Raw genomic sequence first — 20,923 nt, 5'->3', positions numbered from 1 at the left:
GAGTGAAACATGTTTGCTTTGGTGGATGCTAACTCATTTTATTGCAGTGCAGAGCAAGTCTTTAGGCCTGATTGGCGTGGTAAACCCATTATTGTATTAAGTAACAATGATGGTTGTATTGTGGCTGCAAATCGGCAAGCCAAAGAACTTGGCATACCTAAGTTTTCTCCTTACTTCAAAGTTAAAGGCATGTGTCAGCGCTTAGGAGTGATTGCTTGCTCAAGCAACTATGAACTCTATGCTGATTTATCCGTGAAAATGATGAACATTATTGGCCGTTTTGCGCCAGAGCAACATATTTATTCCATTGATGAAAGCTTTCTGTCATTTAAACAATGCTATCCAGCAATTAAATGCTTGCGAAGTCAAGGTCAGCTCATTAGACGCGCTGTCTGGAAAGAAACTCGATTACCCGTGTGTGTGGGGATGGGGCCAACTTTAACGTTGGCAAAAGCAGCTAATCACGCAGCCAAAAAATTGCCTAGCTACCAAGGTGTATGCGTCATTGACAATGAAGATGAGCGATTGGCTATTTTACGTGCCATGAATGTCAATGATGTATGGGGCATTGGTCGTCGTATTAGTCAAAAATTAGCATTGATGGATATAAAAAACGCATTAGAGCTTGCCAATATTCCTCCAGGGTTAGCCCGCAAACAATTTAGTATTGAAATCGAGCGAACTGTACGTGAATTAAATGGACTGGCTTGTAAACAATGGGATGAGGCAAGGGCAGATAAACTGCAAATATTCTCGACTCGCAGCGTTGGTGAGCGAATTATAGATTACGATTCTTTGTTGCAAGCATTGAGTAAACATATTGGTATTGCTGCTGCAAAAGCCAGACGACAAGGATCACACTGTAAAACCATGATGATGTTTGCGAGTAATTCACCCTATGATGACCATCCTGCAAACTTTAAAGTGTTGGTGTCTTTTCCTTGCCCAACAAATTGTACAAAAGAGTTAACCCAGGCAATGATCATGGCGGCACCAAGACTTTTTAGGCCAGGAGTGAGATATTACCGAATGGGGATAGGGCTGCTTGATTTAAGCGCTCAAAAACACACTCAACTCGACATGTTTAATTCATCTAAAGCCAATCCTGCATTGATGCAAACCCTAGACGACATTAACCAGCGTTATGGCACTGATACCTTATTCTTAGCCGCTCAAGGGATAGAACAAAAATGGTCGATGCGACGTGATTTACTCACACCACAGTACACGACAAATTGGAAAAGTTTACCTGCGATAAAGTGTTAGATATGTTTTGATTACATCGAGAATAGCAATTAACAATAAATCCTGGGCCAGGTAATTCACCTAATGTTTAAATGCGCGTTGTTACTACCTATGACGATAGGCCTACATTCTTATACCTAACATTATCCAAGACCCAAGCCGCCTCATTTGACATTTTTGAAGTCTATCTTATATTGTGGAGTAACTATTCGTTTTTTCACCAAGTTTTGTATCAATATTGAAAGCAGGAATATGAACTCTGATCAATTAACAAAAAAATTGTTCTTTTTAAAGCCGATTCAATCCACACTTTTGTTAAAAAGTATATAAACCATGCACGAAAATAAGATAAGCACAGAGGTTAAAGAGTTAGTTTTAGATGCGACCAAAGTCGGGGTGTGGGATTGGAGTGTAGAGAATAATGGTCTTGTTTGTAATGAACGTTGGGCTGAAATTATAGGGTATAGCTTATCTGAGCTAATGCCAATTGATTACCAAACTTGGATAGATGTACTTCACCCAGATGATTTGCCTAAGGCAATTAGAAATTTTGATTATCACTGTCAAGGTCAAAGTGACCTTTGTGAGTTAGAAGTTCGTTTAAAACACAAAAATGGTCATTACGTGTGGATATTGTCTACAGGTAAAGCTATTTCATGGGATGCTGATGGTAAACCCACTCGCATGATTGGAATACACCAAGAAATTGATTTTCGTAAGCGACAGGAAGAATTACTAGCTACCACAACCGAGTTATTGAAAGAATCTCAAAGGATAGGAAAATTAGGTGGTTGGCAATTCAACTTAAATAATGGTGAATTGATTTGGACAGATGAAACTTACAGAATTTATGAAACTGCTCCTCAAGAATTTACTCCTACTATCGAGCTGGTTGTAAGTTATTTACATTCTGATTCGAAAAAGATTTTTCAAGATGCTTTTGATGCAGCAATTAAACTTGGTAAAGAATATGACTTAGAGCTTGAGACTTATACAACAAAAGGACAACTTATTGACGTTAGAACGACCTGTAATATAACGTATTCTGAAGGTGTTATTATAAAAATAAGTGGTATTTTTCAAGATATTAGCGATGAAAAAAATAATCAACGCAAACTTGAAAAAAGCAATCAGGTATTAAAAGAAGTTAATGAGAAATTAAAGTATGCTGCAAACTATGATCAATTGACACATTTACCAAATAGAAATCTACTCGCTGACAGAATGCAACAAGCGCTTATCAAAGCTCAGAGATATAATAAAAATATAGCAATAGCCTTCTTAGATCTAGATGGATTTAAAGAGGTAAATGATGCCTATGGTCATGACATAGGTGACGAGTTTCTGTGCTTTGTTGCAAATAGGTTTAAAACAGTTATACGAGAACATGACACTCTTGCAAGATTTGGCGGTGATGAGTTTGTTTTGATTCTTGATGATTTAGACAGTCACCAACAAGCAAGAGATATCTTGCAGCGAATTCTTTCATCAATCGCAGAAAATTTTGTTATAAAAAATAAACTCCTGTCAGTCACAGTGAGTATTGGGGTAACTTTTTATCCTGAAGACGATAGCTACGCTGACATACTAATTCGACATGCTGATCAGGCTATGTATAGAGCTAAAGAGCAGGGAAAGAATTGCATACATGAATTTGACTTTGAAAATGATGTAGCCATAAAGCAACAGTACCGAGAACTTGAATACATAAGCAAAGGGTTTAATAACAAAGAGTTCGTTTTATATTACCAACCCAAAATAAATATGAAAACTAATGAAATTATAGGTTTAGAGGCACTTATTCGATGGCAGCATCCGACAGAAGGTCTTTTGCCACCATTTCGATTTTTGCCTTACATTGAAGGTTCATCCATGGAAATTGAATTAGGTAAATGGGTAATTGACCAGGCAATAAAGCAACTCAATGAATGGCGCAGCATAGGAATAACCATACCAATAAGTGTGAATGTCAGTCCATTACAACTTCAACATGAAGATTTTATAAAACAATTAAATGAAGTTTTATTTCTCAACAATAATTTTCAAGCAGGTCAACTTGAATTTGAGATCCTAGAATCCAGTATTATAAAAGATACTCAGCATATTGCTGACGTTATTAATCAATGTAAACAATATGGGATATGTTTTTCGTTAGATGATTTTGGTACGGGGTATTCATCTTTAAGTTATTTGAGGAAGTTGATGACGGATGCTGTAAAAATAGATAAATCCTTTGTAATTGACATGTTAGAAGATATGGATGATCAAGCGATTGTAAAAAGTATTATTGAATTATCGAAGACTTTTGGTCGTTCTGTGATAGCTGAAGGCGTAGAAACCAAAGAACATGGTGAACAATTACTCAAGATGGGATGTTATAAAGCGCAAGGCTTCGGTATAGCCAGGCCAATGACAGCTTGCGCAGTACCTGCTTGGATTCAGTTGTGGAATTCGTCTCCACCTTGGATTTGTGCCAGAATATAGGTTTTATTCGATGGGGTGAGCAATTTAACTGTACTAGCACTCAATGTTTAGTCCTAATGTTTAAAGCTTAATGGGCCTATCCATGTCAATGAGGTAAATGATGATTTCAGAATTTTTGAGTTACGATCTCGCCCTATTTTAAATAGGCATTGTCATCATTGGTGCTTTAACTCTGGGTATTTATCACATCATTATCTTTCATTCATTCAAGGCTAAACAAGCTGAAGATAAAGACGAGCAGTCCATGAAGTAAGTTGCAGTAATCACCTGAAATTGGCTTGCCATACATCTTGAACTAGCAGGGGTTATTACAACAGATATTTCGGAGTTTGATGACTGCTGTTATGCTTTTTACAAGACGCAGTGGAACCACATAACGTAAGAGGGTAATATGTCAGTAGCAATGTCTTTTACTATCATCGGGCTATCTCTTTTAGCGACCTTTAGTATGCTCTATTACCTGAGTCGAATATTCGGATAATCCCACTCTTTAAAAAGCCGCCTTCGAAGCGGTTTTTCTCATTACTTAACAAGTGATTGATGTCATTTAGATTAAATTTAAGCTAAATTCTTTTCAGTCGAATTGATTATTCATCGAGTGAGTTGTGGATTAACCGCTAATGCCCAATATTATTTTCTGCCCATCATTTGTATAAAAACAACGATTAAAAGAGAACTTTATCTAACAATATTCAATGAGCTTAAATTTTTCTCAGCCCACTCCTTTACGCTACTCATTAATATGCTCATCCTTTCAAGCCTCCTTGATTTAGCTAGAGCTATTGAGTCTATACATCACGTTGCCATTTACTTTAGTAAAGTAATAATGTGACGGTAGAGCGTCAAATTGAATTTTGGCATAGTTAGATTCGGCAGAGCTTCGATCCGCTTGTTTTAATACATGTTCAATTGGGTAGCGAGTCTTGTGTCCGTATGGTTTCCCGGCTAAAAGCTCGGTTAACATCGAAAATATTCGGCTGTTACGACTCCCTAATTCACCTAGCGGTTTAGCTAGTAAGGCAAATTATAGCTCTCATGAGGGCCTGAACAATATTTTTCATTGTTCATGTTGAGTGCAGGGTAGATTTTACCAATATCATGAAATAACGCCGCAACTAGGCCTGTTTGGCACTCTATGTCTGAATGACCTAGATGTTTAGCATTTTGATAAGTCATTTCAGCTACCTCAATACTATGCTCAAATAGGCCACCAAGATAGCAATGATGATGCTTAAAACTGGCTTCAGAGCGCATGAATAGCTTAAGTACTTCTTCATTATTGAGGATAAAAACGACGAAAGGCAGTAGCTCCTTAACCGACACAAAACTGAGCAGTTTCAAAAATCGACCAACCAGCCCCTCATTCTTATTGTGAGAAAAATTCACCATTTTGATAAATTGCCCTTCAGTGCATTGAATGTGCACAGGTTTGATAGCACAAACCACAGTATTACCTTGATAGTCGTGTGCTATTACCATTTGTGCCAGACCATGAGTAAACTGACAGTTCCTGGCGGTTTCTGCTGTCATAATTGCGTTAACCACGTTATTGGATGAAATAAATTCACAGTTTGCAGTAGGCAGATGTGCACCAAATTGAATATTTTTAACCCAGACAAATATTGGTTTATTCATCAACATTCTCCAACATGGTATTAAAATTCACTTGCTCAATAAGACGATCAAACGCACTTCCATCTTGTCTTGTGGCGTTGGGTACATAGCGGCTATAGACTTCAAATAACATTTTGGTCGTGCTATGCCCCATTTGTTTTGCAATCCATTCTGGGTTTTCTCCTGCGGCTAACCATAAGGTCGCGCATGTATGCCTAGTTTGGTATGGTCGCCGTTTTTTTAAGCGCATTTCATTCAATGCAGGATACCAAACACGTTTTGTTACGTTGCGATGATCAAGAGGGTTGCCATTAGCATTACAAAATACATAATCCTTATTGCCAGTGACTTTCCGCTGTCTTTTAAGTGCATCCACCACGGGTTGAGACAATTGAATACTGCGATAAGACGCCGATGTTTTAGGTGTTTCAACATTTCCGTCAACCAGCGTTTCCTGGATCAAAATTTCGTTTCGGTCCAAATTAACAAATTGCCATTTAAGTCCATCGATTTCAGCCGTTCTCATTGCGGTAAAAAATCTCACAATGTAATAGTCTTTAAAGTCATCACGTACTCTAGACAAGAAAAACTGCACTTCAGCCAGTGAAAATGGTTCAATAGCCGTCTTATCAATCTTTAACGGTTTGATATTGATAAACGGAGTAGGGAAGTCAAAGCGCATAGCAGCTTCATTTAAAATGCCACGCAAAGGTGTCATCACATGATTGATCCAATCATTACTGAGCTTATTCGAATGCTTTCGCTTAGGTTGAATAATACTCGCGCGGTATTTGATAATTTGTGGCCGTGTTATTTGGTCCAGGTTAAATGAACCAAACTCAGGGATTAAATATTTTTCAAAAATCATAGTCACATTTTTATTATGGCTAATCTTCCAATGAACACGGTTTTCAGCAAGCCATTCGCTAGCGAATTGACTAAAAGTGGGAATGTTAAACAGTAAATGCTCCGTCGGTTCTGGTTCACTTTCTTTGACTAACTTGATTTGGTCATCATATTTTTTAAAATCCTCACAACGTTTACTATCAGGAAATATATCTGAGTAAACAAAGCGATCCAATCGGATTTGAGCTTCTATATTACGTAACACACCCTCTAACCGACTACGGTTAAGCTTGGTATCATTTAAAGACGTCTGTTCACGACATCGAATACCCTGATAGTAAAAATCAAAAAAAAGTTTTTGGTTACGAGATCTGATACTAGCCATGACAAATACCTCCCTTAGCCATAGGAATAATGACCTTTTGAGTTTGGTATCTGGTGTGTTGATACAGTTCTTTTTCTATCTGTTCCCACACATAAAAAATTTTTCGTGATCCAAACGGCCTAATGTAATGAACTCCTTCAAAAAAAACCTTGTCCTTCAATTTACTGTTGATGTAATCTGGATTGAATTTTATGAGTGGTGAAAGCTCTTTAGCAGTAAGCAGTGTTTTTGGCTGTAAACTCATTTTCGTATCCTCACAAGAAACTTTAAACCAATTTAACCATATTTGAAGTTTCTTGCAAGGATACTTTTGATAATATTTAGATATAAAAACATGATTAAATATAACCTAAAAGAATTAATAGCTAAAAAATCATCAATAGAAAAACGAAAAATCACACTTGATGAAGTTGCTACGGCTGCTGGTGTGAATAAGGCTGCTATCTCTAAAATGTCTTCTAATACCAATTATTCGACAACAACGCGCACACTTGATGCTTTGTGTATTTACTTTGACTGTAAAGTTGAAGACATCATTGAGCATGTTAAGCCTTAAATTGTTATTGATACTTAAATGACTGATACGATTTTTGTTTTTTAGATTTATCTCGATAGGCGGTCAATCATTTGTCTTTTTCCTCCCATGTGATTTGCATTCACTTTCTAAAAACTTTAATAAATAAGTCGATTTACTCAGGTGAAGTGTTCGCCTCATTGGCGATTTTTTGAATTGTTAACGTCCTAAGGTCTGTGCAGGCAGTAGTTGTTTGGCGGGGCAGGTTAGCGAACTATGCGCTCTGATGTGTTTTGCTATAGGACGTGGAATATCTCATAGCAATAATATAAGTGATATCGCTGACTCGGTAAGCGCATTGATATCTGCTATCTCTAAGGCCAAGACCAAGAGCATAACTTCTAATCACAAGCACTGAGCATTAATTGCAATTAAGATCAAAAAGTTGCCGCTCAGTCTTCCCTACAAAATAATTTGTGATAGCATGACACCTAATAAAATTAATTAGGTTGAAGCCTACTCAGTGTTTTATGTCCATCTGTCCAGCTTCAACCGTTAGAGATTGCTAAGTCATTGCGGATGAAGAGCAGCATTGAGTTATGCTTTTCAATGTGATTACGCGATGTCGGTCCTTACTTTATAAACAGAATTTTTAAGAATCTGGTTGAATTGGATAAACAAGACGCATGACAAATGATGCTCTGAAACAAACGGTACCAGCGAGTTCACTCGCTAAAGAAGGCGCGAAAGGAAAGCCAGATAGGCTTTCGCAGATAGCGCAGTTGCCACAAGCAACCAGGGATCGCATTGCCCACATCGATTTCACTTTATTGTTTAAGGGAGACGCGGTGCGGGCGGATTTAGTCGATCGCTTCAGCATAGCCGCTGCACAAGCAACGAAAGACTTCACAATGTATCGAGAGCTTGCGCCAGGCAACATTGAGTATGACCAAAAGCTCAAGTTGCATAAGCGCGGTGAAGCTTTTGTGCCCTTGTTCGACTATGACGTTGTGAGAACGCTGGCGACGATTAGCCAAGGGTACGGCGATGGCTTCACTGGAAAGGTAAAACCACCGCTGGCTTGTGAAGCGCCTTATCACCTTAACAAACCGAATCTATCGATAGTGGCGAAAGTCACCGAAGCCATACACAAAGGCAAAGTCTTGAGTATCACCTATGTGTCGTTATCGAGCGGTGAAACCACGCGTGAAATTGTGCCGCATACGTTGGTGGACAATGGTCTGCGTTGGCATGTTCGTAGTTTTGATCGCAAGCATGGCCCAAGCGGAGCGCCAAATGGGTTCCGTGACTTTGTGCTGACCCGAATTAAAGCAGCGGTTGTACTTGAAGACTCAAGGTTATCTGAAGCTGAACTAGAAACCCAAGATCGGCAATGGAATCGCTTTGTTGAGTTAGAGTTAGTGCCGCATCCACGTATTGAGCACAGCAAAGCGATAGAGCTGGACTATGGCATGACGGGTGGCGTTCTAAAGGTTGAGATTAGAGCTGCAACCGCTGGGTATTTGCTTCGCCAATGGCATGTGGATTGTTCCAAAGCGCACAGCCTTCAAGGCACTGAATACCAGCTTTGGTTAAAGAATACTCCGACACTCTACGGGGTCGGAAATTTGAATTTAGCTCCAGGGTTTAACGAATGATGTTCGACGACTGTGAACATTGCGTAACCAATAAACGAATTATGACGAATTAAAAGCAGGAATTAACAGATGACAAGTTTACAACAACGTGCCGAACTTCAGCGCCAAATATGGGCGATTGCCAACGATGTGCGAGGCTCAGTGGATGGCTGGGATTTTAAGCAGTATGTATTGGGTACGCTGTTCTACCGCTTTATCAGTGAGAACTTTGAAGTCTACATTACTGGTGGTGACGAAAGCGTTAACTATGCAGCAATGGACGACAGCGATGAAAATATCATAGCGGCAAAAGATGATGCTATTCGTACAAAAGGCTATTTTATTCTTCCTAGCCAGTTGTTTAGTAATGTTGCTGCCAATGCACACAAAAACGAAAATTTAAATACGGATTTGGCAGCAATTTTTGCTGCAATTGAAAACTCAGCCAATGGCTATGATTCAGAAAAAGACATCAAAGGCTTGTTTGCGGATTTTGATACCACCAGTAATCGTTTAGGCAATACAGTAGACGCCAAGAACAAACGCCTTGCTGCCGTATTAAAAGGTGTGTCTGGGCTAAATATTACTCAATTTGAAGACAATGAAAACGACCTGTTTGGTGATGCCTACGAGTTTCTTATTTCAAACTATGCCGCCAATGCGGGTAAATCCGGTGGCGAATTTTTCACGCCTCAGCACGTCTCAAAATTGATCGCGCAGCTCGCCATGCACGGCCAAACCAGTGTGAATAAAATTTATGACCCTGCAGCGGGCTCCGGTTCATTGCTCTTACAAGCTAAAAAGCACTTTGATGCGCATATCATTGAAGATGGTTTTTTTGGTCAAGAGCTCAACCACACCACCTATAACTTGGCGCGTATGAATATGTTTTTGCACAACATTAACTACGACAAGTTTAATATTCAGTTGGGTGATACCTTAACCGAACCACACTTTTTAGATGACAAACCCTTTGATGCGATTGTCTCTAACCCGCCTTATTCGGTGAAATGGATTGGTAGCGACGACCCAACCTTGATCAACGATGACCGCTTTGCGCCCGCAGGTGTGCTTGCGCCTAAATCAAAAGCCGACTTTGCCTTTGTGCTGCATGCGCTAAGTTACCTATCAAGCAAAGGCCGCGCAGCCATTGTTTGCTTCCCCGGTATTTTTTACCGTGGTGGTGCTGAGCAAAAAATTCGCCAGTACCTTGTAGATAACAACTACGTTGAAACCGTGATTTCATTGGCACCAAATCTGTTCTTTGGCACCACCATTGCGGTGAATATTTTAGTGCTGTCTAAGCACAAAACTGACACCACCACCCAGTTTATTGATGCCAGCGGTTTGTTTAAAAAAGAAACCAATAATAACGTGCTGACTGAGCAGCATATTGAAGACATCATGAAAGTGTTTGCCAGCAAAGAGAACGTGGATCACTTTGCTAAATCGGTTGATTTGGACGTCATAGCAGGCAACAGCTACAACCTCTCGGTGAGCAGTTATGTAGAAGCGAAAGACAACCGTGAGTTAGTGAATATTGCGGAGCTTAATGCCGAACTTAAAACCACCGTTGCTAAAATTGATGCGCTTCGCAGTGATATTGACGCCATTGTGGCGGAAATTGAAGGTGAGGAGGTTGAGGCATGAGTCAGTTGAACTATTTAGAGAAACTGCTGGATGGGGTTGAGGTTGAGTGGACGACGCTAGGGAATGAACACGCGGTTGAAATAGCCAATAGTGGTCGAAAGCCCGTAAAAGCTGCGCTGCGTGTAGCAGGAGAAACGCCGTATTATGGCGCAAACAACATTCAAGATTATGTTGACGGCTACACACATGATGGTGAGTTCGTGCTTATTGCTGAAGATGGTTCAGCAAGTCTTGATAACTACTCTATTCAATACGCAACGGGTCGGTTCTGGGCAAACAACCATGTTCATGTTGTGAGAGGTAAAGAAGGTCTCAATACACGCTACCTATATCACTATCTTTGTATTGTTAACTTTGTTCCGTTTTTATCTGGTGGTGGTCGCGCCAAGCTGACCAAAGGAAAGCTGGTTGATATACCGCTCCCCATACCATGCCCAGATAACCCAGAAAAATCGCTGGCAATACAAGCTGAAATTGTGCGTATTCTGGACGCATTTACCGCCATGACCGCCGAGCTGACCGCCGAGCTGACCGCCGAGCTTAACATGCGGAAAAAACAATACAACTACTACCGCGACCAGTTGTTGAGTTTTGAAGATGGCGAAGTTGAGTGGAAGACGTTAGGTGAAGTCGGTGAATTTATTCGTGGTAAGCGATTTACAAAAGCTGACTATGTAAGTGATGGTGGAGTTCAGGTTTTGCATTATGGAGAAATTTATACTCACTTTGGAACATTTACCACTCATGCGCTATCACAAGTTCGTTTAGAACTAGCAGAATCATTGCGATACGTTGAATCGGGAGATGTCGTATTTACAGACGTAGGAGAAACCGTGGAAGAGGTTGGTAAAGCTACCGCTTGGCTCGGTAGTGACAAGGTGGCAATACACGACCACTGTTATGCGCTACGCCATCGCATGAATCCTAAATATGTTTCCTATTGTATGCAGACAGCAAATTTTATTGCTTCAAAAGCTAAATATGTTGCACGCACGAAAATCAATACATTATTGATTAAAGGCTTTTCGAAGGTAAAAATTCCCGTACCGTATCCGAATGATGAGAAAAAGTCGTTGAACGAGCAAGAACGTATCGTGGCTATTTTGGATAAGTTCGAGATACTGACTACCTCCATCACCGAAGGCCTTCCCCGCGAAATCGAGTTACGTCAAAAGCAATACGAGTATTATCGTGACCTGTTATTAAGCTTTCCGAAATCAGATGAGGCAGCTTAATGAGTAAATCAAGCAAAACACCGCCAGCGACCATTCTTCGTTCTTCTGCTGCCGAGTACCTTACCTTTATTGCGGCCACGGGTGAAGGCGGCGTTGAAGCCATTTATGCCGATGAGGATATTTGGCTAAGCCAGAAAATGATGGGTGTGTTGTATGATGTAGAAACTCATACCATTAACTATCACCTTAAAAAGATTTTTGGTGACAGAGAATTAGAAGAAAATTCAGTTATTCGAGATTTTCGAATAACTGCTAAGGATGGCAAAAACTACAACACTAAGCATTACAAACTTGCTGCAACCATTGCAGTGGGCTACAAGGTGAACTCAGAGCGGGCTGTACAGTTTAGAAAATGGGCTACTGAGGTGCTTAACCAATACACCATCAAAGGCTTTGCCATGGACGATGAACGCCTAAAAAATGATGGCACGATATTGGGCAAAAAGTATTTCGAAGAGCAATTAGCTCGCATTCGTGAAATACGCCTGAGTGAGCGCAAATTTTATCAAAAAATCACCGATATTTACGCAACATCAATCGATTACGATGTAACAGGGCAAGTAACAAAACGCTTTTTCGCTACGGTGCAAAATAAATTGCACTGGGCGATTCATGGTCAAACCGCTGCTGAAGTTGTCTATCACCGCGCTGATGCCGAAAAAGACAACATGGGACTAACCTCTTGGAAAGCGGCTCCGCAAGGCAAAATTCAAAAATTTGATGTCAGTATTGCCAAGAATTATTTAACTGATAATGAATTGGCGCAACTGCAAAGGCTGGTCAACGCCTATCTTGATTTGGCCGAAGACATGGCATTGAGGCAAATCCCAATGACGATGGCCGATTGGGAGCTAAGGCTTAATCGCTTTATCGAAGCCACTGACCGCGAAGTGTTACAAGATGCAGGCAAAGTCACGGCCACCATTGCAAAGGCCCACGCTGAAAGCGAATTTGAAAAATACCGTGTTATACAAGACAGGTTGTACGAATCAGATTTTGATCGTGAGGTTAAAAAGCTACTTGGGCAAGATAGTAAGAAAAAGGATACAGAGTAATGGTCTACCAACCGCCGTTTACCATTACCACCGATATTTTGAATTTAGTGGCACAAATCAGCCAGCAGGTGGGTGAATTAAACGCCAGCCAGTTGAATGCCTCTGTAAACGCCCTTCTAAAGGTAGGCCGAAACGCCCCTGTAAATGTCCTTCTGAATTTAACGGGCCTTAAAACGCCTGAGGCTATTTTAGCATTGCTGAGTAGCACGCCCGAGCTGACCCGACAACAACTCGCGGATACCTTGAATAAAGACGTTAGAACCATTGGTCGTGCCATTAGCAAACTACAAAAAGAAGGCAGGTTAACCCGAGTAGGTTCAGATAAAACCGGCCATTGGCAAGTCACTGAATAATGCGATGCTGTGGCTATTTCCATTTGGGAAAACACCATTGCTAACGAAAAGATACAGGATGTAGATGAATGACAACGTATAAAGCAGTTGCAGAATCCAATAATTTTATCGTTTTAGATAAATACACTAAAGAATGGAAAGTAGCAGAAAACTTTCAGAGCGAAGGTGATTTAGAGCGTGAGCTGATTCAGGATCTAAGTAATCAGGGCTATGAGTATTTACCTGCCCTAACGACACCCGATGCCATGCTGGCGAATGTACGCAAGCAGCTACAAGCCCTGAATAAAGTTGAGTTTACCGATGCCGAGTGGGTTCGATTTTGTGAGCAATACCTGAACACACCCAGCGACAATACTCTCGATAAAACCCGCAAGGTGCACAGTGACTATATCTTCGATTTTGTTTTTGATGATGGCCATATAGAAAACATCTACCTGTTCGACAAGAAGACCATTGCGCGTAACAAAGTGCAGGTTATTAAGCAGTTTGAGCAAACGGGAAGCCATGCCAATCGTTATGATGTGACGATTTTGGTCAATGGTTTGCCGTTGGTGCAAATCGAACTGAAAAAGCGTGGTGTGGCGATCCGTGAGGCGTTTAACCAAATACATCGCTACAGCAAAGAAAGCTTTAATGCTGAGAACTCCTTGTACAAGTTCTTACAGCTGTTTGTGATCTCTAATGGCACCGACACGCGCTATTTTGCCAATACAACCAAGCGCGACAAAAACAGCTTCGATTTTACGATGAACTGGGCGAAATCAGACAATACGCTAATCAAGGATTTAAAAGACTTTACCGCCACTTTTTTCCAGAAAGAGACGTTGCTTGAAGTGATCTTGCGTTACTCGGTGTTTGACGTAAGCAATACCTTACTTGTAATGCGCCCCTACCAAATTGCTGCTACAGAGCGCATTTTATGGAAGATTAAGAGCGCATTTAACGCTAAGAATTGGAGCAACACCGAAAGCGGTGGGTACATTTGGCACACTACAGGATCAGGTAAAACACTCACCAGCTTTAAAGCGGCACGTTTGGCCACCGATTTAGACTGTATCGATAAAGTCTTTTTTGTAGTGGACAGAAAAGATCTCGACTATCAGACCATGAAAGAGTATCAGCGCTTCTCACCTGATAGTGTGAACGGTTCAGATAGTACCGCAGGGCTTAAGAGTAACCTGGATAAAGACGATAACAAGATCGTTGTTACCACGATCCAAAAGCTCAACAACTTAATCAAAAGCGAAAGTGATTTACCTATTTACAACAAGCAAGTGGTATTTATTTTTGATGAGTGTCATCGAAGCCAGTTTGGTGAAGCGCAGAAAAACCTGAAGAAGAAATTTAAAAAGTACTACCAGTTTGGCTTTACCGGTACGCCAATTTTCCCAGAAAACGCGCTGGGTGCAGAAACCACGGGCGACGTGTTTGGCCAGCAGTTGCACACTTATGTGATCACCGATGCCATTCGTGATGAAAAAGTCCTCAAGTTCAAAGTGGACTATAACGACGTTCGCCCGCAATTTAAGAGTATTGAGACTGAACAGGATGATAAAAAACTCAGTGCCGCTGAGAACAAACAAGCGTTCTTACACCCGATGCGCATTCGTGAAATCTCACAGTACATTCTCAATCATTTTAACCAGAAAACCCATCGAGCCTATTCTGGCGCGAAAGGCTTTAACGCCATGTTTGCGGTAAGTAGTGTTGATGCGGCGAAAGTGTACTATGAAACCTTCAAAACATTGCAGGCCGAGGCTGAGAATGGACCCACAAGTAAACCTCTGCGCATTGCGACTATCTTCTCATTTGCTGCCAATGAAGAGCAGGACGCCATTGGTGATATTTTAGATGAGAGTTTTGAAGTTAGCGCTATGAACAGCAGTGCAAAAGAGTTTTTGAGCGCCGCGATTACGGATTACAACGCCATGTTTAAATCTAACTATGGCGTGGACAGTAATGGCTTTCAGAACTACTACCGTGACCTTGCCCAGCGCGTGAAGAATCAAGAAATAGATCTGCTTATCGTGGTCGGTATGTTTTTAACGGGCTTTGATGCGCCTACGCTCAACACCTTGTTTGTTGATAAGAATTTGCGCTATCACGGCTTGATGCAGGCATTTTCTCGCACTAACCGCATTTATGATGCAACGAAGACTTTCGGCAATATTGTTACCTTCCGGGACTTGGAGCAGGCAACCATTGATGCCATCACCTTGTTTGGTGACAAAAACACCAAAAACGTGGTGTTGGAGAAGAGTTACAAAGAATACATGGAAGGCTTTAACGATATTGCTACTGGCCAAGCGCGTCGTGGTTTTGTTGATATCGTAAAAGAACTGCAAGAACGTTTTCCAAACCCAGAAAATATTGAAAAAGAACAAGATAAAAAGGAATTTGCCAAGCTATTTGGTGAATACCTCAAAGCAGAAAATATTTTACAAAACTACGATGAGTTTGCTGGATTAAAAGCACTGCAAAGCTTAGATACTAGTGATGAACAAGCTGTTGAAGAGTTCAAGTCAAAGTACTATTTGGACGATGCTGACATCGAGGCAATGCAAACCATCGATATGCCAAGCGAGCGTGCTATTCAAGATTATCGCTCTACCTACAACGATACCCGCGACTGGTTGCGACGCGATAAAGAAGGTCAGGACAAAGATAAGTCAACGGTAGACTGGGACGATGTGGTCTTTGAAATTGATTTGCTTAAATCTCAAGAAATTAACCTCGATTACATTCTTGAACTGATTTTTGATCACAATAAGAAGAACAAGAGCAAAGAAGGCTTGATTGAAGATGTTCGTCGTATGATCCGCGGTAGCCTTGGCAATAGAGCGAAGGAGAGCTTGGTGGTTGATTTTATTAACCAGACAAACCTAGATGAGATCAATGACAAAGCCAGCATTATCGACGCCTTCTTCAAGTTCGCCCAGGCGGAGCAGAAGCGCGAAGCCAATGCCATTATTGCCTCTGAAAAGCTCAATGAAGAAGCAGCCAAACGCTATATTGCGTCATCACTCAAACGTGAGTACGCCTCTGAAAATGGCACTGCACTTAATGAGGCGCTGCCCAAACTTAGCCCATTGAACCCACAGTACCGAACTCAGAAGCAAACGGTTTTTCAGAAAATTGCCACTTTTGTTGAGAAGTTTAAAGGTGTGGGTGGACAGATATAAAAAATGACGATCTATTTAAGTGCCGCTCGCTTGCTCGATGATATAGATTTTACAGAATCTATTCTTTTGGTGAGTAGAATTTATTTAGGTTTAAGGATGGTTTTATGACAGGAAATAATGAAGGTTTGTCGCTAGCTAGGCTACTAATGGTCTTGAATAGCTTGTTAGATCCAAAATATCTGTGTGTCAATAGATCTGGATTTATTGTATCTAAGTCACCGCCGGTGACTTTATGAACCTTCATACCTTAAGAAGTGAGTCTTAAACCAACACATTGCTCCCTGAGATTTCTCACATTGATCTCGCCACGTGGGGTCATGGCGAGATAATACAATATCATGGATATTGTATTATCTACTGGTGGGGCTAGATATCCCTAATTATACAAAGAGCTTAAATACTAAAGAACTTCATCAATAGTTAAGCCACTATTACCAAGAATCCTGCGTATTTCAGTTCTTGCTTGTATGACTTTACGTGCATGATCTTCATCATAGCCTTCGATAAGCCTGCCCTCAGACGCGAAAAAATGTTTGTAATGAGTTTGTATTAATGTAAAGGACACAACTGCCATTCCTTGCCACTTATGCTTTTCCCACGCCTGTAGCTCGTATAGATTCTCTATTACATATATAGTCGTATCAGCATCGTTTCTAGTATAAGGTACAACTCTTTTGGCATCAAAGTCCCCACTTGGAATTCTGACATCACGATAATCAGCATCTAAGCCGAGCCAAATGTCATGAACATCAACGTTGTAGCCACCGCGAATTCGATATCCAGTTCGGTACTCTACAAACTCAAGAGCTCCATAAGGCTCTGTACTCGGTTCACGGATAGCACATATTGCTTTGGCTAATTGAGTAAAAATCGGACTATTAGGTTTTTGAGCACTCAGATAAGTCTTAAGGTGATGGCGATTATTAAATCCAAGTTTCTGGATGTAGTGATCTATATTCTGGCAATGGGAAAGGTCGCTAGAGGGAGTTCTTCTGGCTAGTTCTTTAATACTATTTTCTATGTGCATATTCTCATGCATCGCGATCACCTAATACCATCTAAGCCGATCACCTAATACCATTCATCGCGATCACTCAATACCATCGATGCCGATCACTTTTCGGTCAAAATAGTATTGAGTGATCGGCTTGAATAGTACCGTTCGTTTTTTGTACTTTTTGTCTGCCAGTAGGTGTTTTTAACCGTTATTCTTTTCATTTTTGATGATGAGAATGACCATGCCAACGGCACCTATTTCAATGCGTAAACTCAAAGAAATTTTAAGACTAAAATACGGCTGTAAACTCAGTCATCGTCAGATAGCAAAAAGCTTATCTGTTTCACCCTCAATCGTGTCTAAATATGCCTGTAAATCAGCAGAGCTAGACATTACTTGCTGGCCGCTTGATGAGAAGTGGGATGATAACTCTCTACAACAAGCGTTTTTCAAAACAAAGCCTCGTTTAAAAGGCTTTACCATTCCTGACTGGTCGTTAGTTCAACAAGAGCTTCGGCCTAAAACCATGACGTTGTTGCTGCTTTGGGAAGAATACAAAGAGCGGCACGCGGAAGGTTTTTACAGTTACACTCACTTCTGCCGTCAGTACAAGGCATGGCTTAAATGCCAAAAACCCTCGATGCGACAAAACCATAAAGCTGGTGAAAAACTGTTTGTGGATTACTGTGGCCCAACCATGAGTATTGTTGATAGAAGTACAGGCGAATGCCGTACTGCACAAGTGTTCGTCGCGGTCATGGGGGCATCAAATTATACCTATGCCGAAGCGACTTACAGCCAGAAACTTGAAGATTGGGTGATGAGTCATGCCCGTTGTTTTGAGTTTCTTGGTGGTGTTCCTGAGCAGATCATTCCTGACAACCTTAAAAGTGCCGTCACCAAACCCTGCCGATATGAGCCTGACTTAAACCCAACCTACCAACAACTAGCGACGCATTACGATACCGTCATTGTGCCTGCAAGACCCTATAAACCAAAGGATAAAGCCAAGGCTGAAGTGGGTGTACAAATTGTTGAACGTTGGATCATGGCACGTCTTCGTAATGAAACCTTCTTTAGCTTGCGTCAATTAAATCTAAAGATTCAAGAATTACTCATCGATTTAAATCAGCGACAAATGAAAAAACATCCTGGCTCACGATTAAGTCAATTTGAAGCCATTGATAAACCAGCGTTAAAACCATTGCCCATGCTGCCTTACAGCTACACCTTAGTGAAACAAGTGAGCGTACATATTGATTATCATATTGAGATTGAAAAGCACTATTACTCAGTGCCACATACCTTGATCAAGCAAAAACTTGAAGCACATGCCTCAGGAAAATTGGTGACACTCTACCATCAAGGCATACGAGTCGCTGTTCACCCCAGATCATACCGAGAAGGTGCGCATACAACACTTGAGCTACATATGCCTATCGCTCACCAAAAACAACAGCAATGGACACCGCAGCGATTTGAGCGCTGGGCAAGTCAGTTTGGTAAATCAACCGAGCAGTTTGTTATGCAATTGATGCAAGCTAAAAAGCATCCAGAGCAAAGCTACCGTGCTTGTATGGGGTTATTAAGCCTAGGCAAGAAGTTTACAGACCAACGTCTTGAAGCCGCCTGTCATCGCGCATTAGCCACAGGTGTTACTCGCGTAAAACAAGTGAAAACCATCTTAGAAAAAGGCTTGGATAAGCAACCCTTGCCACAAGCTCAGGGTGATTCGCTACAAGATATTGATCATAAAAATATCCGCGGCAATAACTATTACCATTAATAAAAACTAACCAATCAAAGGAAATCTTATGAAAAATATCAATCAACAAGTCAATAACCAGTTAAGTAACTTAAAGCTAAGCGGCATACGTGATGCGCTATTACAGCAACTTGAACAACCTAATCTATACGTAGAACAAAGCTTCGAAGAGCGGCTAAGTTTATTGCTTGAGCATGAAATAACGCAGCGTGACCAGCGTAAAATTGACCGCCTAACTCGACAAGCAAAGTTCAGAGTTGGTGGCACGCTTGCTCAACTCAACTATGGCGCAGCACGACAACTCGATAAAACTCAGATCCGTTCATTAGCACAAGGTGAATGGCTTCGCCTTCACCAAAATATTTTGATTACGGGAGCAACGGGGTGCGGCAAAACTTACCTCGCTTGCGCTCTTGGTCAAAACCACTGCCAACAAGGGAGTAGCGTTTATTATTTTAGGCTCAAGGAGCTATTAGAAAAGATGTTCTTAGCGCAAGCCGATGGTAGTTATCGAAAACTGATCAACAAGCTTAGCTCTGCTAATTTACTGATCTTAGATGATTGGGGATTAGAGCCATTAACGGCTCAACAACGTAGTGATTTATTGGAATTAATTGATGCAAGATATGATACAAAATCGACATTAATTGCCAGTCAATTACCGATAGAAAATTGGTATGAAATGATAGGAGAATCGACACATGCTGATGCGATTCTAGATCGACTTGTTCACGGAGCAATAAAGTTGGAATTAAAAGGCGAATCGATGCGAAAAAAACTAAATACCTTGACTGAAGCCGATCACTGAAGCTAGATTTTACGGAGGTCTACTGGCGAACAAAAAAGTGATCGGCTTGAATGGTATTGACCGATCGGCATCATGGTATTACGCACTATGTTTGGAATTGTTATCATGACGATTATCTCTCTATGGTAAAGCACTAAAACTCAATTTAGTTACATCACATACTGCTTGAGATAATTGCCACTTCAAGAAAAATAAACGGTTTAATAATGACGTTTCCCAACGCAGTAGGGTGGTGTCAAGCCAAAGGTAAAATTATCATAATTGCTAATGGTAAGAAAGCTATCGCCCATGAAATTTACTACACGATTTTCGGTTTCGCCACACCTCTAATAATCAATTAAGTACTAATTGCGCAAAATCTGTAAAACGTTTTTACAACACCTGCGCATAAACTCTCAAATTGTATAAATAGAAACTAACGGTTATGTGAAAGATGTTCAATTTTTACTAACTAGGGTAGGGGTCACAGCAAGTCACTTTTAAAAACTACTTTGGGCACATGGGCACAAGTTTGGGCACAAATGATGTTAGCTTTGATTTTTACCGGCGTGAAAACATATCAATTTATTGAGTGCTTGAAATGTTGTACCTGTTTGAATAAATTTTAAGATAGTAGTTCTTTAATTTGGTTTGGGCACAGAGCAAAGTGATGTAAAACGAGGTAAAATATTGAATTACAGCAAGAAATGGTACACCCGAGTGGACTCGAACCACCGACCCCTACCATGTCAAGGTAGTGCTCTAACCAGCTGAGCTACGGGTGTATTGTTTGAATCTGACTATTTAGACTCTGTCAGAAGAGTGGTACACCCGAGTGGACTCGAACCACCGACCCCTACCATGTCAAGGTAGTGCTCTAACCAACTGAGCTACGGGTGTATTGTTTGAATTTGACTGTTTAAACTCTGTCAGAAGAGTGGTACACCCGAGTGGACTGCTTTCTACATCGAGAATACCGACACCTAACACAGCTTTTCAAATGAGTAGGTAGTGCTACTCTTTTTTACCAACTGAGCTACGGGTGTATTGTTTAAAGCAAAACACCAATTATGTTTTGCTTTAAAGCGGTCGCTATCTTAAGTGGGATAGGCGGTTGCTTGCAAGTAAAAAAAACATTTTTATGACTAAATGGTGATTTGCTGTGCAACTTGAT

At 40.8% G+C, this 20,923-nt stretch carries 15 protein-coding genes and 3 tRNA genes; 11 read left to right on the top strand and 7 right to left on the bottom strand.

Features of this window, described 5'->3' with window-relative positions; all coding sequences use genetic code 11:
* Positions 1-9 precede the first annotated feature (9 nt).
* A complete protein-coding gene (locus K8B83_RS12985; RefSeq protein ID WP_223417392.1) occupies positions 10-1,266 on the top strand; it encodes a Y-family DNA polymerase in 1,257 nt (418 codons plus the stop codon).
* Positions 1,267-1,578: 312 nt separating this feature from the next.
* Positions 1,579-3,729 (top strand): putative bifunctional diguanylate cyclase/phosphodiesterase, encoded by a 2,151-nt coding sequence (locus K8B83_RS12980; protein ID WP_223417391.1) that lies wholly within the window; start codon positions 1,579-1,581, stop codon positions 3,727-3,729.
* 1,011 nt (positions 3,730-4,740) lie between these two features.
* Here K8B83_RS12980 and K8B83_RS12975 read toward each other — a convergent pair.
* From K8B83_RS12975 to K8B83_RS12965, 3 genes are read right to left on the bottom strand one after another with little or no spacing between them, the layout of a single operon-like run.
* Entirely contained in the window at positions 4,741-5,364 is a 624-nt protein-coding gene (locus tag K8B83_RS12975) for an HDIG domain-containing metalloprotein (protein WP_223417390.1), read from the bottom strand.
* Complete coding sequence (locus tag K8B83_RS12970) at positions 5,357-6,574, bottom strand: Arm DNA-binding domain-containing protein (protein ID WP_223417389.1); 1,218 nt, start codon at positions 6,572-6,574, stop codon at positions 5,357-5,359. The genes K8B83_RS12975 and K8B83_RS12970 overlap by 8 nt, the downstream gene beginning before the upstream one ends.
* Positions 6,567-6,818, bottom strand: coding sequence for a hypothetical protein (locus K8B83_RS12965; protein WP_223417388.1), 252 nt, complete (start codon positions 6,816-6,818; stop codon positions 6,567-6,569). The genes K8B83_RS12970 and K8B83_RS12965 overlap by 8 nt, the downstream gene beginning before the upstream one ends.
* Before the next feature lie 90 nt (positions 6,819-6,908).
* On the opposite strand from K8B83_RS12965, the gene K8B83_RS12960 reads away from it, so the two are divergent.
* The 7 genes from K8B83_RS12960 to K8B83_RS12930 all read left to right on the top strand — a co-directional run bounded on the left by K8B83_RS12960 (position 6,909) and on the right by K8B83_RS12930 (position 16,200).
* Positions 6,909-7,130, top strand: coding sequence for a helix-turn-helix domain-containing protein (locus tag K8B83_RS12960; protein WP_223417387.1), 222 nt, complete (start codon positions 6,909-6,911; stop codon positions 7,128-7,130).
* 644 nt (positions 7,131-7,774) lie between these two features.
* Positions 7,775-8,746: a WYL domain-containing protein gene (locus K8B83_RS12955; protein ID WP_223417386.1), complete on the top strand. Its 972-nt coding sequence runs from the start codon at positions 7,775-7,777 to the stop codon at positions 8,744-8,746.
* 69 nt (positions 8,747-8,815) lie between these two features.
* Positions 8,816-10,375: a type I restriction-modification system subunit M gene (locus tag K8B83_RS12950; protein WP_223417385.1), complete on the top strand. Its 1,560-nt coding sequence runs from the start codon at positions 8,816-8,818 to the stop codon at positions 10,373-10,375.
* Positions 10,372-11,610 carry a restriction endonuclease subunit S gene (locus K8B83_RS12945; protein WP_223417384.1) on the top strand — a complete coding sequence of 413 codons (1,239 nt, stop codon included), beginning with the start codon at positions 10,372-10,374 and terminating at the stop codon, positions 11,608-11,610. The genes K8B83_RS12950 and K8B83_RS12945 overlap by 4 nt, the downstream gene beginning before the upstream one ends.
* The gene (locus tag K8B83_RS12940; protein WP_223417383.1) at positions 11,610-12,665 is read left to right on the top strand and encodes a virulence RhuM family protein; all 1,056 of its coding nucleotides are present in this window, start codon (positions 11,610-11,612) and stop codon (positions 12,663-12,665) included. The genes K8B83_RS12945 and K8B83_RS12940 overlap by 1 nt, the downstream gene beginning before the upstream one ends.
* The gene (locus K8B83_RS12935; protein ID WP_223417382.1) at positions 12,665-13,018 is read left to right on the top strand and encodes a winged helix-turn-helix transcriptional regulator; all 354 of its coding nucleotides are present in this window, start codon (positions 12,665-12,667) and stop codon (positions 13,016-13,018) included. The genes K8B83_RS12940 and K8B83_RS12935 overlap by 1 nt, the downstream gene beginning before the upstream one ends.
* Positions 13,019-13,086: 68 nt before the next feature.
* Positions 13,087-16,200, top strand: coding sequence for an HsdR family type I site-specific deoxyribonuclease (locus K8B83_RS12930; protein ID WP_223417381.1), 3,114 nt, complete (start codon positions 13,087-13,089; stop codon positions 16,198-16,200).
* 400 nt (positions 16,201-16,600) lie between these two features.
* Here the strand turns inward: K8B83_RS12930 and K8B83_RS12925 are convergent, their stop codons facing one another.
* Positions 16,601-17,239 carry a hypothetical protein gene (locus K8B83_RS12925; protein ID WP_223417380.1) on the bottom strand — a complete coding sequence of 213 codons (639 nt, stop codon included), beginning with the start codon at positions 17,237-17,239 and terminating at the stop codon, positions 16,601-16,603.
* A 199-nt stretch (positions 17,240-17,438) separates the two neighbouring features.
* On the opposite strand from K8B83_RS12925, the gene istA reads away from it, so the two are divergent.
* Together istA and istB are read left to right on the top strand one after the other, a co-directional pair.
* Positions 17,439-18,983 carry an IS21-like element ISShfr5 family transposase gene (gene istA / locus K8B83_RS12920; protein WP_160056813.1) on the top strand — a complete coding sequence of 515 codons (1,545 nt, stop codon included), beginning with the start codon at positions 17,439-17,441 and terminating at the stop codon, positions 18,981-18,983.
* A 28-nt stretch (positions 18,984-19,011) separates the two neighbouring features.
* Positions 19,012-19,770: an IS21-like element ISShfr5 family helper ATPase IstB gene (istB, locus tag K8B83_RS12915; protein WP_011637026.1), complete on the top strand. Its 759-nt coding sequence runs from the start codon at positions 19,012-19,014 to the stop codon at positions 19,768-19,770.
* Between the two features lie 687 nt (positions 19,771-20,457).
* Here istB and K8B83_RS12910 read toward each other — a convergent pair.
* From K8B83_RS12910 to K8B83_RS12900, 3 genes are all read right to left on the bottom strand, one after another.
* Positions 20,458-20,534 (bottom strand) — tRNA-Val (locus K8B83_RS12910).
* A 38-nt stretch (positions 20,535-20,572) separates the two neighbouring features.
* A tRNA-Val gene (locus K8B83_RS12905) sits at positions 20,573-20,649 on the bottom strand.
* A 38-nt stretch (positions 20,650-20,687) separates the two neighbouring features.
* Positions 20,688-20,795, bottom strand: a tRNA-OTHER gene (locus K8B83_RS12900).
* Positions 20,796-20,923: the final 128 nt, after the last annotated feature.

The organism is Shewanella inventionis (assembly GCF_019931735.1).
Classification (GTDB): Bacteria; Pseudomonadota; Gammaproteobacteria; order Enterobacterales; family Shewanellaceae; genus Shewanella; species Shewanella inventionis.
Note: the sequence above shows the minus strand (reverse complement) of the source record. Positions and strands in the feature narration are given on the sequence as shown.

Bases quoted from the DNA above. Each gene is read 5' to 3' on its own strand.
- K8B83_RS12955 (WP_223417386.1), top strand. From the start codon at position 7,775: ATGACAAATGATGCTCTGAAACAAACGGTACCAGCGAGTTCACTCGCT.
- K8B83_RS12965 (WP_223417388.1), bottom strand. From the start codon at position 6,818: ATGAGTTTACAGCCAAAAACACTGCTTACTGCTAAAGAGCTTTCACCA.
- K8B83_RS12970 (WP_223417389.1), bottom strand. From the start codon at position 6,574: ATGGCTAGTATCAGATCTCGTAACCAAAAACTTTTTTTTGATTTTTAC.
- istA (WP_160056813.1), top strand. From the start codon at position 17,439: ATGCCAACGGCACCTATTTCAATGCGTAAACTCAAAGAAATTTTAAGA.
- istB (WP_011637026.1), top strand. From the start codon at position 19,012: ATGAAAAATATCAATCAACAAGTCAATAACCAGTTAAGTAACTTAAAG.
- K8B83_RS12935 (WP_223417382.1), top strand. From the start codon at position 12,665: ATGGTCTACCAACCGCCGTTTACCATTACCACCGATATTTTGAATTTA.
- K8B83_RS12930 (WP_223417381.1), top strand. From the start codon at position 13,087: ATGACAACGTATAAAGCAGTTGCAGAATCCAATAATTTTATCGTTTTA.
- K8B83_RS12925 (WP_223417380.1), bottom strand. From the start codon at position 17,239: ATGCATGAGAATATGCACATAGAAAATAGTATTAAAGAACTAGCCAGA.
- K8B83_RS12985 (WP_223417392.1), top strand. From the start codon at position 10: ATGTTTGCTTTGGTGGATGCTAACTCATTTTATTGCAGTGCAGAGCAA.
- K8B83_RS12975 (WP_223417390.1), bottom strand. From the start codon at position 5,364: ATGAATAAACCAATATTTGTCTGGGTTAAAAATATTCAATTTGGTGCA.
- K8B83_RS12980 (WP_223417391.1), top strand. From the start codon at position 1,579: ATGCACGAAAATAAGATAAGCACAGAGGTTAAAGAGTTAGTTTTAGAT.
- K8B83_RS12945 (WP_223417384.1), top strand. From the start codon at position 10,372: ATGAGTCAGTTGAACTATTTAGAGAAACTGCTGGATGGGGTTGAGGTT.
- K8B83_RS12950 (WP_223417385.1), top strand. From the start codon at position 8,816: ATGACAAGTTTACAACAACGTGCCGAACTTCAGCGCCAAATATGGGCG.
- K8B83_RS12940 (WP_223417383.1), top strand. From the start codon at position 11,610: ATGAGTAAATCAAGCAAAACACCGCCAGCGACCATTCTTCGTTCTTCT.
- K8B83_RS12960 (WP_223417387.1), top strand. From the start codon at position 6,909: ATGATTAAATATAACCTAAAAGAATTAATAGCTAAAAAATCATCAATA.